The organism is Pseudoalteromonas sp. Scap06 (genome assembly GCF_013394165.1).
In the GTDB taxonomy this organism is placed as follows: Bacteria; Pseudomonadota; Gammaproteobacteria; order Enterobacterales; family Alteromonadaceae; genus Pseudoalteromonas.
Window position 1 is genome coordinate 3,200,317 of sequence record NZ_CP041330.1, and the last position, 12,671, is coordinate 3,212,987.

The window sequence follows — 12,671 nt, forward strand, 5'->3', positions numbered from 1 at the left end:
AACGGGTGTAATAGATATGCTGATCACACTACCCAATATCAAGATGGAGTTAAAGGTTTATGAGTAGAAAAGCTAATCATTATCTATATGGAAGTATTAGCTGGGTGTTTTTAACAGCATGTTTGAATGTGTCGGCAGAACAAACTGAAATGCAGCGGCTATATGACTTTGATGAAAAGGTGCATTACAAACAAACTCAAATAGACACTAACAACTATCATCTAGAGATCCAATCTGATGACTACCCACATTTTAAAAACCAAAGTGTGTTTTTATTGCGCCACGCTAACCGCTTATGTCGCGATAACCCTTTTATGTTAAAAGTAACCGAAGGGGTGCAAGAGTATGAACGTTTTCCAACTAAACCACGCGCTTATCAGCCACCACTGAGTGTATTTGTGCAGTGTGAAATACCCGCAGAAAAAACCTCAAAAAAATAACCCCTCTTTACTTTTCAGTAAGCCACTGAGTATTAAAACAGCCAGTGGCTTTACTGACGCTGAGTTTAGTTAACGCTATATCCCCACGGCGCAGCCGGTGGTGTGATAGGCTTAGTTAAATCAAAGTCAACGCGGAATTCGCGACCTTGGCGAATGAGTCGGTAAGTAAACTTTTCAGGATAAATATACATTTGCCATGTATTGCCTACCGATTGTGGTATGCCTTGGCTAACAAATAACTCTTTTGAATACTGATCAGCAGGGAATGACTGCATGTTAGCAAAACCCGCATCAAGCGTATGACCACCATACATAGTAGACACATCATCGCTGCCATCTTGATGGCGGTGATCGTGCTTTAAACTCAACCCACTGCCTGTTTTAGTAATGATCCACGTACGTGAGGCATCATCACCCACATGAAACGGCACTTGTAGCTCACGTTCATTACACTTACGCACATGCATAACTAATTTTTTATCGGCAAATGAACTCGGCCCTGTGGCATTATCAACCGTTACTTTACCTTCAAAAGCTTTACCACAATGGGCAGCAATGTTATCAAAAAAGCCATCATGGCTTGGAATTGATACTAAAGGTGCTGGGCGTGCTATTGCAGCGGTTGATGCAAGCATTAGTGCTGCAGCTGTTAATAATTTCATAATGTATCCCTAAATAAAATTTTAGCTTAGGCTAATGGTTTAATGGACATAAAGAAAACAATTACGATAAGCTGCTATACGGCGAGTAAGAATAAATCTAACCATAATGATTAGTTTCGTTAAAGCTGCTCTAAATTGTTAAAACTCACTTTTATTCTTTGGTTCACCTTTTACGTCTCCAACTTCACTTGTAAATTCAGTCTTCTCTTCATGTATCTTTTCCGTTAGGTAATAAAGACCAAAAAAAGTTGTCAACATAATCAATGAAATAGAATATACATAAACAAATAAAAACAAATACTTAAGTGTATTTAAGTAGATAGAATTAAAAGAATTTAAAAGTAGTTCGATATTGCTTCCTGCACTAATAACTATTTTGCTAAAAAATACCAATAGGAAGCTAACAAATGATAGAAAACCAAACATGTATGATAAAAATTGTCTTCGACTTAACACTTTATCATCAAGTTTTAAAGGTATGCCATCAGTTGGTGAATCTATGTTGGGGTTTGGAAAAGTAGCTATTGCGCCGAGGGCTGCAATGTAAAAACCGGTCAACACTTGCAGAAAACCACTCACTGAGTGAATCATTCCTTTATCACCCAATACAGCAATCGGCCTTGGTAGGAAATAAAATATTAGACAGGTTAAAATTGCTATAATGATTGGAATCACAAAGTCAACTAACCTTTTCTGCCTATTACTAATCTTCAAATAGCGCATTGGGGCAAGTAACTTGCATATTATATCCATTTTATTTTATAGCCTTTTCAAGCATCTTCTTCATATTATTTGCGAGCTCTTTGTGTATATTATTTTCACATTGACCTATTTTATTATTTAATTCAATTAGTTCTGACTTAGTAAAAAGTAAGTTCGCAATGTCAGCTTCTTTGGAATTGAAAGGCATAGTTCGTTGTTTCTTTACTTGCCTAGTCTTTTTCTCACCTTTTTCATTCGTTGTTACCTCTTCGGATACGACCTCAGAATACTGCACCCTCACTTCGTCGTAATTTTTTTCCTTACCAAAACTTGTAGCTTTTTTTATCAACTCCAATGCTTTGCTTCCTGTTGGCTTCCCTGAAACTCTTAACTTGATAGCTTGTTCTGACATTCTCAGTTCTTTATTATCATCAATAAAATTGCCATCATTATTATTTAATAAAGTTATCCCTTGCAAAGAGCTATGTTTTAGAGAGTTCTGCAATGTAGAGCTAGCGTGGCCATTAAAAGAAGCCATAGGCCTACAGATATTCCCTTCCTTGCTTTTACTGCCTGGCTTTTTATAGGTTGACTTACAACTTATTTGAAAGAGGCGAGTTAAAAACTGTTCAATTGTAGACTTTGGTAAACCTGTAACTTCCTCAATTACAGAGAGGTGCCAACCTTTCTTCTCCTTTATACAATCAAGACTAAATAAAACATGACAGGCTGCGCCAATACCTTCAAACTTTTTCTTGACTTCAACTCTAACGGCACCAGTTTGAGTGTTCGAAAATGCTGGATCAGTAGCTTTGACATCAGATGCATGCAGTAAAAGCATCACAAATCCATCTATTCTTTTGAAATCTTTGACCCTTATAGTTATTTCATTTTTTCTATATTGATGTACAGCTTTTCCATTTTTCCAAATATGCTCAACTTTATCTAACACTTCATCAAAATCGAATTGAGGGGCATCATCAGGGTAAGACCTCAAATGAAAATCATAAAAATAAACCCAGCGTCGTTCAGTTGATTGCATATTTTACATCCTTTGTTATTGATAGAGTTAAGTATTAAAATTATCCTAAGAAAAGCAGTAATGAAGTGATAAATTGCTAGAGGCTTTCCCTTTACTTAATGAAAAGAGTACACCTTAATATGTTTAACGTAAACTGATTAGAAATATAGTTTCAACTGAAAATTTTAGGTTTTCATACAAGTAAAAACACGGCTTTCGCCGCGTTTAGGTTCACATGGAAAAATCAGGTTATTGCCAAGGACGCTCAGCGGCAAGTTTTGCTTCAAACGCATCAATTTGCGGATTTAGGGTCTCGGTTACACCAATAAAGTCTAAGCCACTTAATAAACGCTCTTTCACATCATTGCGAATATCAAAGCTGATTGGCGCAAATTTATTGCTGCATAATTGCTGGTTTTCAAGATCCACATCAATGTAAATATCGTCATGCTGCTCACTTAACACAAATAAGTCTTCTAAGATTTGCGCTGGCAGTGCAATGGCAAGCATTTGGTTATTGCCACAGTTATTAAAGAAAATATCAGCAAAACTTTCAGCCAAAATCACTTCAAAACCGTATTGTTTAAGCGCCCATGGGGCGTGTTCACGTGATGAACCACAGCCAAAGTTGTCACGGGTTAGTAGTATTTGCGCGCCTTGATAGCAGGGTCGGTTCAAAATAAAATCAGGGTTTGGCTCGCCATTATCTAAATAACGCCAATCGTAAAATAGCGCAGCATCAAAACCATCACGGCTGGTTGAAGTTAAAAACTGCTTAGGAATAATTTGGTCGGTATCGACGTTGTTTTTATCAAGTGGGGCCATTAAGCCACTAAAATAGATGCTCATTAGGCTTCTCCTCTAATATCAACAAAGTGGCCATGTATTGCTGCCGCTGCCGCCATTGCTGGGCTCACTAAGTGTGTACGCCCGCCTCGCCCTTGGCGTCCTTCAAAATTACGGTTAGATGTAGATGCACAGCGTTTACCTGCGCCTAAACGGTCGTCATTCATTGCTAAACACATAGAACAACCTGGCTCACGCCATTCAAATCCTGCAGCTTTAAATATGTCGGCAAGGCCTTCATCTTCTGCTTGTTGTTTAACCAAGCCTGAGCCTGGAACAATTAATGCTTCAATGCCAGCAACCACTTGCTTGCCTTCAACTATTTTTGCTGCGGCGCGTAAATCTTCAATGCGGCTGTTGGTGCATGAGCCAATAAATACTGTGTCTACTTTGGCAGTTGATAACTTATCGCCCGCTTTTAAACCCATGTATTTAAGTGCACTACGAATGGCATCAGCTTTAATTAAATCGGTTTCTTTGTCTGGATCTGGAATACATTCGTCAACGCCAATCACTTGCTCTGGGTTAGTCCCCCAGGTGATCTGTGGTTGAATATTAACGGCATCTAACTCTACCTCTAAGTCAAAGGTTGCGCCATCATCAGTTTTTAAAGTTTCCCAGTAGGCAACAGCGGCGTCAAAATCAGCGCCTTTTGGTGCAAATGGGCGCCCTTTTAAGTAGTCATACGTTACCTTGTCTGGGGCAATTAAACCGGCCTTGGCACCCATTTCAATACTCATATTACACAACGTCATGCGCGCTTCCATTGATAGCGCTTCAATGCCTTCACCACAAAATTCAGCCACATAACCCGTACCACCAGCAGTGCCTAGTTTACCTATAACCGCCATAATTAAATCTTTAGCAGTTACTGTTGGGCGTAACACACCGTTAATTTGAATTTTTAACGACTTAGCCTTTTTTTGCTGTAGCGTTTGCGTAGCTAATACGTGCTCAACTTCTGAGGTTCCAATACCATGGGCAAGCGCTCCAAACGCGCCGTGGGTTGAGGTATGACTATCGCCGCATACTATGATGGTGCCTGGCAAAGTGATCCCTTGCTCTGGGCCAATCACATGTACTATACCTTGATTTACTGAATCTAGGTCGTACAGCAAAATACCAAATTCTTTACAGTTTGCATCCAGTGCCATTAGTTGATTTTTAGAGACTTCGCTGGCTGCATCTAATGAACGGCTTTTAGTTGAAACATTATGATCCATGGTCGCAATGGTTTTTTCTGGACAGCGCACTTTACGATTTTTTTCACGTAAACCTGCAAATGCTTGTGGCGACGTCACTTCGTGTACTAAATGACGGTCAATATAAAGTAAATCGGTTTGCTCGTTGATGCTGGCAACCGTATGTGCTTGCCAAATTTTATTGTATAAAGTTTGAGCCACTTGCTAACTCCCTGATCTGATTGAGCCACAGCCTAACGGTGCTGTGGCTTTAATAGTTAAATGCGTGAAACAATAGCCGCTGCAACATCGGTGGTGGTATAGCCGCCCTGCGGATAAATATCAGGTGTCCCCACACCCGCTTCAACCGCCTCTGCAACTGCTTTTTCAATGGTGCGAGCCGCTTCATCTTGTCCTAACGAATAACGTAACATTAATGCGGCACTTAAAATTTGTGCAATAGGGTTAGCAACCCCTTTTCCGGCGATATCGGGCGCTGAGCCACCCGCGGGTTCATACAAGCCAAAGCCTGATTGATTTAAGCTAGCCGAAGGTAATAGCCCCATTGAGCCGGTGATCATCGCGCATTCGTCAGATAAAATGTCGCCAAATAAGTTATCGCACAGTAATACATCAAACTGGCTAGGCTGTTTAACTAGCTGCATCGCTGCATTATCTACATAAATATAATCTAAGCTCACCTCAGGAAACTCTTTACTCACTTCGGTGACTACTTCACGCCACAGTACACTTGATGCCAGTACATTGGCTTTATCAACCGAGGTTACATGATTGCTGCGCAATTTAGCGGCCTCAAAAGCAAAACGTGCAATACGCTCAATTTCTTTACGCGAGTATGTTTGGGTGTCAAATGCCGCTTCTTCAGCACCTTCGCCACTGCGACCTTTTTCACCAAAATAAATACCGCCGGTTAGCTCACGCACACACAAAATATCAAAGCCTTTTTCGCTAATATCAGCACGAAGTGGTGATGCAGCGCTCAATGCGGGTAACAATTGAGCAGGGCGTAAGTTACAAAACAAACCAAAATGTTTGCGTAGTGGTAACAATGACGCGCGCTCTGGCTGCTCATTCGGTGGCAAGTTTTCCCACTTAGGACCGCCCACTGAACCAAATAAAATAGCATCGGCGTTTTCACAGGCTTTTAAAGTTGTATCAGGAAGTGCTTTGCCAAATTCATCAATGGCTGCGCCGCCAATCGCGTGATGCTCACGGTTCAAAGTAAAACCAAATTTATCACTGACTGCGTCAAGTACTTGCTCTGCAGCTGCCATAACTTCTGGGCCAATACCGTCGCCTGCTAATACGGCAACGCTGTAATGTGTTTTACTCATCCTGCTTTCCTTTGTTGTTTTAAATCAGACACTTTTTGTGCTCGATAAATTAAGTTATAAACCCGAACCATAGCTCGAACAGAGGCTTCGACCACATCGGCCGCAATACCAGCACCGTGATAGGGACGACCATCATATTTAGCAATAATATTCACTTGCCCTAATGAGCTGGCGCCTTGGCCAGTTGCCTCTAAATTGTATTCAATCATTTCAACACTCATACCTGTTAAGCGCTCAATAGCAGCAAACGAAGCTTCAACAGGGCCATTACCTGTGGCCGCTTCTTGTTTTGCTTCGCCATCAATCAGCAAGCCTATGGTTGAGCTGGCCACAGATTGTGAATTAGACGCAGAGTTAACAAACTCTAACTGATACTTTTCGTCTTTATCGTTAATTTGATTAAAGTAAATCATTGCCTCTAGGTCATAGTCGTATACTGTGCCTTTTTGGTCAGCCAGCGCAACGAAACTTTGGTATAAGCTATCCATGTCGTAATCTGATTTTTGATAGCCTAATTCTTCTAAGCGGTGTTCTATAACATGGCGGCCTGAGCGTGAGGTCATGTTTAACTGATTACTTGGTACGCCAACACTTTCTGGTGACATAATTTCATAAGTGTTTTGCGCTTTTAATACACCGTCTTGATGAATACCTGAGCTGTGAGCAAACGCATTTTCGCCAACAATCGCTTTATTTGGCTGTACCGGCATATTACAAATTTTGGCTACCTGGCGAGAAGCGCGATAAATTTCTTCGCTTTTTATGTCGGTATATACGTTTAAGTGGTCTTTGCGCATTTTCATAATCATTGCCACTTCTTCAAGTGAACAGTTCCCCGCACGCTCACCTATACCATTAATGGTGCATTCAATTTGGCGTGCACCGGCTTGCACTGCGGCCACGGAGTTGGCAACGGCTAAACCTAAATCGTTGTGGCAATGCACACTTAAACGCGCTTTATCTATATTTGGCACGTTATTCATTAAATGACGGATCATTGCTGCGTATTCATCTGGAGTTACAAAACCGACTGTATCTGGCAAATTAATTGTTGATGCACCGGCGTTAATTGCTTGTTCAACAATTTTGCATAAATCCCAATGCGGTGTACGCCCAGCATCTTCACAGGAAAACTCAACATCATCGGTATAGTTACGCGCTAATTTAATAGATTTAACAGCCATTGCAGTTGCATCATCAAGGCTCATACGCAACTTGTGTTCAAGATGAAGCGGGCTGGTGGCAATAAAAGTATGAATACGACTTTGCTGTGCAGCGCGCAGCGCATCGCCACAGGCCTCGATATCTTTGGCAACCGAGCGAGCTAAGCCACAAATAATAGGGCCTTTCACCTCGGTGGCAATACGTTGCACTGAGCGAAAGTCAGCTGGGCTCGACACCGGAAACCCCACTTCCATTACATCCACATTTAAGCGGCTAATGGTATGCGCCAGTTGAACTTTATCGTCTTCTGTTAGGCTTGCTTTTAGTGCCTGCTCACCATCACGTAAGGTGGTATCAAAAATCCATACTTTATCTTGCTGTTGCATAGCTGCCCCTCAATTGCTGTGTTACCCAAATTTCGATTTATCCCTACAGCGAGATAAAAAAAACCCCGCGGTTGCGGGGTTTTTAATGTTTAACTCAATGCAAACACACTAATCCCCGCTCACTTGCCACAGCAGTAAGAGGTTTAGGTTTAGTGTAATTAAGCGAATAGTTTGCATCTGTTTTCTTGTGTGTGTGTCCAATGAGGCTTATTTTTATCATTGCAACGCAGTTGGCGCAAGCATAAAAATACCAAACAAATAATTAAAGGGGACTTTCTGGGGATTTAAAATTCAAATAAAACTTGTAAACAGAATAAAACATCCAATTTAAACCTGGAGCAGGCTTAAATTAATAAGCGCTGTAAAATACAGCGCTTATTTTAACTTTTTTTAATATCTATTCTTTATTTTCAGCACGTACGTAATTTGACGCGCCGCGCGTAATATAACGTAACTGCCATATAACTCGCTCTATCAGTTCATCGCGTTGCTGACCTTCAATATCAAGCGCTTCAGCGCCTGCATTAAATACCAAAGTAACCATGGCTTCTGCCTGAATATACGCATGAATAGCATCGCAGGGGGTTTCACTTTCTAAATAATGTGCGAGCTCTAAAATAAAGTGTTTCACTTCACGCGCCACTGCTGCTCTAAATGCTTTTGAGGTACCTGAACGTTCACGCAACAAAAGTCTAAACTGATTGCTTGAGTTATCAATAAACTCCATAAAAGTAACCACAGAGGTGTTGATTACACTGCCACCACTGGCTATTCGTCTGCGTGCTTGGCGCATCAGCTGGCGTAGGGTTAAACCCGCTTCATCAACCATGGTTAAGCCCAACTCGTTCATATCTTTAAAGTGACGATAAAAAGAGGTAGGCGCAATACCTGCTTCGCGTGCAACCTCACGCAAGCTTAAATTAGAAAAGCTATGATCAGCACTAAGCTGATTAAATGCAGCTTCAATTAATGCTTGTCGTGTTTTTTGTTTCTGTTGTGCTCTAACACCCGACATCAACAGCTCCCTGAGTGAGTTTGTAATAAATTTTTAATTAAAAAAATAGCTAATAGTACAGTCTAATACTTGACGGCAGCAGATTGAAATATTATTTTAGCTTACAGTTGTACGCTGAGAAATGATAAACATGAAAAAACCACCAATTATATGGACCAACGTCCTTTTCTTTAGCCTGACGTTTTTGGCTGCTATTACACTTGTACCTTGGTATGGGTTTAACTATGGCTTTACAGGCACGCAGTGGGTTGCTTTTGTAGCTTGCATGTTTTTTGCGGGATTATCGATCACCGCGGGCTACCACCGTTTATGGGCACATAAAACCTATAACGCACACCCTGCGGTTGAATTTATTTTTGCCCTTGGTGGTGCTTTTGCGCTACAAAATAGTGCGCTGCATTGGAGCAGCGATCATCGAATTCACCATGGTCAAGTTGATGACCCAGTTAAAGACCCTTATGCCGCCACTAATGGCTTTTGGTACAGTCACATTGGCTGGATGCTTCGCGACTACCAAGGCGACAGCTACGATGATTACAGCAACTGTCGTGATTTACAGCGAAATAAAATTGTTATGTGGCAGCACAAGCATTACTTAAAATTGGTAATTGCCATGAATGTTGGTTTACCGCTAGTACTCGGCTTAATGCTTGGTGATGTATGGGGCATGTTACTGTTAGCAGGCTTATTGCGTTTAGTGCTGAGTCAGCACTTTACCTTTTTTATTAACTCAGTAGCACATATTTGGGGTTCACGTCCTTACACTGAAAAAAATACCGCGAGAGACAATGGCTTTTTAGCACTGTTTACCTACGGTGAGGGTTATCATAACTTCCATCATATTTTTGCCAGCGATTACCGCAATGGCATTAAATGGTTTCATTACGACCCAACAAAATGGATGATCCGCTCACTCGCAGCCATTGGTTTAGCGAGTAAATTAAAGCGCACACCGGTTGAGCGCATTGAAAAAGCTAAAGCAGAAACCTTAATGAGTAAAACACAAGGTCGTCTTGCAAAATTGCCTTTAGCGCAAGATAAGCTTACATTATTACAACAAGAGTACGATTTGCTGCTTAAAAAGCTGCAAAATTATTGCTCATTACAAAAACAAGTGTTGGAAGCTAAAAAAAATAATATGGCAAAGCAGTGTGAAAAGTCGGCATTAATGGCACAATATCACGAGCTTGAAGCCGCCTGGGAAACACAAAAGCAGGCATGGCTAGCACTTAATGCGAGGTTATTAAAAGCCTCTTTTAGTTAAAATAGGAGTGGCTGTGGCCAAACAACCAGAAAAGAAAAAAGTACCCGTGAGCTACCAATATGATGCAATCATTATTGGCACGGGTCCTGGCGGTGAAGGGACCGCTATGAACCTCTCTAAAAGCAACAAAAAAGTAGCGGTTATTGAACGTCAAACTGCTGTTGGTGGTGGTTGTGTTCACTGGGGAACCATTCCTTCAAAGGCACTTCGTCATTCGGTTAGTCGCTACATTGAATACAAAGCAAACCCTTTGTTTAACGTAGGCGAGCGCCCAGTAAGACTTACTTTTCCTGATATTTTGCGCCATGCCAGTTCGGTAATTTCAAAGCAATCAAACTTACGCAGCAGCTTTTACGATCGTAATCGCATTCATATGTTTCAAGGCGATGCTAGCTTTGTTGATAAGCACACTATTGAAATTAGACGTAATGACGGTTCAACTGAACGCCTAACTGCACAAACTATTGTTATTGCTACCGGCTCACGACCTTATCGCCCACCAGGTGTTGATTTCACCCATTCGCGTATTTATGAAAGTGACACAATTTTAGGCCTTGAACACGACCCGCATCGCGTACTTATATACGGCGCGGGTGTAATTGGTTGTGAATACGCATCTATCTTCAAAGGGCTAGGTGCAAAGGTTGATTTAGTAAATACTCGCGATCGCCTACTTGCGTTTATGGATGCTGAAATATCTGATGCGCTTAGCTATCACTTTTGGAATAGTGGCATTGTTATTCGTCATAACGAAGAATTTGATCGCATTGAAACCCGCGATGACTGTGTTGTTATGCATTTAAAATCGGGTAAACGTGTAAAGGCTGACTGTATTTTATTTGCCAATGGCCGTACTGGTAATACTGATACATTGAATTTAGAAGCAATTGGCTTAAAAGCAGATAGCCGCGGACAAGTAAAAGTAAACGAAACCTACCAAACAGAAATAGACAACGTATATGCGGTAGGCGATGTTATTGGCTACCCAAGCCTTGCTAGTGCTGCCTTTGACCAAGGTCGAATTGCAGCAGATGCCATCGCTTGTGGTAACTGCGATGAAAAGCTGATTATTGATATCCCAGCCGGTATTTATACTATTCCTGAAATGAGTTCAGTAGGTAAAACAGAGCAGCAATTAACTGCCGCAAAAGTACCGTACGAAGTGGGACGTGCGCAATTTAAACACTTAGCACGTGCACAAATTGCAGGTACCGATGTGGGTAGTTTAAAAATATTGTTCCATACAGAAACCAAGGAAGTACTTGGGGTGCATTGCTTTGGTGAGCGTGCCTCTGAGATTGTTCACATTGGCCAAGCTATAATGGAACAAAAAAATGGTGGCAATACCATCGACTACTTTGTAAATACTACGTTTAACTACCCAACAATGGCAGAAGCTTATCGAGTTGCGGCATTAAATGGCTTAAACCGCTTGTTTAAATAAGTGCTTAAGTAAAATAGTTTGCACAAAAAAGCCCGCTAATTAGCGGGCTTTTTATTGTTAGTTCATAACTTACTTATGATATTGCGCACTTAGCTCATGCACAGCGTTAATAAATACACCCGCATTTTCTGGGTCAACATCTGGTGTAATACCATGCCCTAAGTTAAATACATGACCATTGCCAGTGCCAAAGTCTTCTAAAATCGTACCCACTTCTTGGCGAATACGATCTGGCGTGCCGTGTAGCATTGAAGGGTCCATATTGCCTTGTAGCGCCACTTTATCGCCAACACGACGTTTTGCATCACCAATATTAATAGTCCAATCTAGGCCTACTGCATCACAACCTGTTGCTGCAATTGCCTCAATCCATTGGCCACCATTTTTAGTGAACAAGGTAACCGGTACTTTACGGCCATCATTTTCGCGAATTAAACCATCAACGATTTTATGCATATACTGTAGTGAAAACTCATTGTAGTCACGCGGGCTCAATACACCGCCCCACGAGTCAAATATCATCAGTGATTGTGCACCCGCTTTAACTTGCGCGTTTAAGTAATCAATCACTGAATCAGCTAGCTTATCAAGTAGTAAATGCAGTGTTTGTGGCTCAGCAAATGCCATTTTTTTGATTTTACCAAAAACCTTACTACTTCCGCCTTCAACCATATAAGTTGCAAGTGTCCAAGGTGAACCCGAGAAACCAATTAATGGCACTTCACCTTTAAGCTCACGACGAATAGTGCTTACAGCATTCATTACATAGCCAAGCTCATCGGTAGGATCAAGTTTAGGAATTTTTTTAACATCGGCTAATGATGAAATTGGGCGTTCAAACTTAGGGCCTTCACCCGTTTCAAAGTACAAGCCTAATCCCATTGCATCTGGAATAGTTAAAATATCACTAAATAAAATAGCGGCATCTAATGGGTAACGACGCAGAGGCTGTAATGTTACTTCACAGGCTAACTCAGCATTTCTACACAGGCTCATAAAATCGCCCGCTTGTGCACGTGTAGCACGGTATTCAGGTAAATAACGTCCAGCTTGACGCATCATCCATACTGGCGTGACATCAACAGGTTGCTTGGCAAGGGCACGTAAATAACGGTCGTTTTTTAATTCGCTCATAGCGTATAGAGTCCTAGGGCTTTTAGAAATTGTGCAAGATTGTACCACCATATTTGC

Annotated in this window: 12 protein-coding genes; 3 read left to right on the forward strand and 9 right to left on the reverse strand. The window is 41.3% G+C overall.

Translation table 11 applies throughout. The features are described from left to right. Nucleotides 1-59: 59 nt before the first annotated feature. The gene (locus FLM47_RS14830; protein ID WP_138608386.1) at nt 60-440 is read left to right on the forward strand and encodes a hypothetical protein; all 381 of its coding nucleotides are present in this window, start codon (nt 60-62) and stop codon (nt 438-440) included. 65 nt (nt 441-505) lie between these two features. Here the strand turns inward: FLM47_RS14830 and FLM47_RS14835 are convergent, their stop codons facing one another. The 8 genes from FLM47_RS14835 to fabR all read right to left on the reverse strand — a co-directional run bounded on the left by FLM47_RS14835 (nt 506) and on the right by fabR (nt 8,772). Further along, complete coding sequence (locus FLM47_RS14835) at nt 506-1,102, reverse strand: hypothetical protein (RefSeq protein ID WP_178956748.1); 597 nt, start codon at nt 1,100-1,102, stop codon at nt 506-508. A 138-nt stretch (nt 1,103-1,240) separates the two neighbouring features. Beyond that, nucleotides 1,241-1,855 (reverse strand): hypothetical protein, encoded by a 615-nt coding sequence (locus tag FLM47_RS14840; protein ID WP_178956749.1) that lies wholly within the window; start codon nt 1,853-1,855, stop codon nt 1,241-1,243. A gap of 1 nt (nt 1,856) precedes the next feature. Then, nucleotides 1,857-2,846 carry a hypothetical protein gene (locus tag FLM47_RS14845; protein ID WP_178956750.1) on the reverse strand — a complete coding sequence of 330 codons (990 nt, stop codon included), beginning with the start codon at nt 2,844-2,846 and terminating at the stop codon, nt 1,857-1,859. Between the two features lie 228 nt (nt 2,847-3,074). Then, nucleotides 3,075-3,674 (reverse strand): 3-isopropylmalate dehydratase small subunit, encoded by a 600-nt coding sequence (gene leuD, locus FLM47_RS14850; RefSeq protein ID WP_178956751.1) that lies wholly within the window; start codon nt 3,672-3,674, stop codon nt 3,075-3,077. Then, complete coding sequence (leuC, locus tag FLM47_RS14855) at nt 3,674-5,074, reverse strand: 3-isopropylmalate dehydratase large subunit (protein ID WP_178956752.1); 1,401 nt, start codon at nt 5,072-5,074, stop codon at nt 3,674-3,676. The genes leuD and leuC overlap by 1 nt, the downstream gene beginning before the upstream one ends. A 56-nt stretch (nt 5,075-5,130) precedes the next feature. Further along, a complete protein-coding gene (gene leuB, locus FLM47_RS14860; protein ID WP_055012752.1) occupies nt 5,131-6,207 on the reverse strand; it encodes a 3-isopropylmalate dehydrogenase in 1,077 nt (358 codons plus the stop codon). After that, the gene (leuA, locus tag FLM47_RS14865) at nt 6,204-7,757 is read right to left on the reverse strand and encodes a 2-isopropylmalate synthase (protein WP_010392352.1); all 1,554 of its coding nucleotides are present in this window, start codon (nt 7,755-7,757) and stop codon (nt 6,204-6,206) included. The genes leuB and leuA overlap by 4 nt, the downstream gene beginning before the upstream one ends. A 397-nt stretch (nt 7,758-8,154) precedes the next feature. Continuing rightward, entirely contained in the window at nt 8,155-8,772 is a 618-nt protein-coding gene (gene fabR, locus FLM47_RS14870) for an HTH-type transcriptional repressor FabR (RefSeq protein ID WP_008114202.1), read from the reverse strand. A 130-nt stretch (nt 8,773-8,902) separates the two neighbouring features. On the opposite strand from fabR, the gene FLM47_RS14875 reads away from it, so the two are divergent. Both FLM47_RS14875 and sthA read left to right on the forward strand, forming a co-directional pair. After that, nucleotides 8,903-10,036: a fatty acid desaturase gene (locus FLM47_RS14875; protein ID WP_008114204.1), complete on the forward strand. Its 1,134-nt coding sequence runs from the start codon at nt 8,903-8,905 to the stop codon at nt 10,034-10,036. Between the two features lie 13 nt (nt 10,037-10,049). Then, the gene (gene sthA, locus FLM47_RS14880) at nt 10,050-11,480 is read left to right on the forward strand and encodes a Si-specific NAD(P)(+) transhydrogenase (protein ID WP_008114205.1); all 1,431 of its coding nucleotides are present in this window, start codon (nt 10,050-10,052) and stop codon (nt 11,478-11,480) included. A 69-nt stretch (nt 11,481-11,549) separates the two neighbouring features. On the opposite strand, the gene hemE is transcribed toward sthA, so the two are convergent. Further along, entirely contained in the window at nt 11,550-12,614 is a 1,065-nt protein-coding gene (gene hemE, locus FLM47_RS14885; protein ID WP_008114207.1) for a uroporphyrinogen decarboxylase, read from the reverse strand. Nucleotides 12,615-12,671 lie beyond the last annotated feature (57 nt).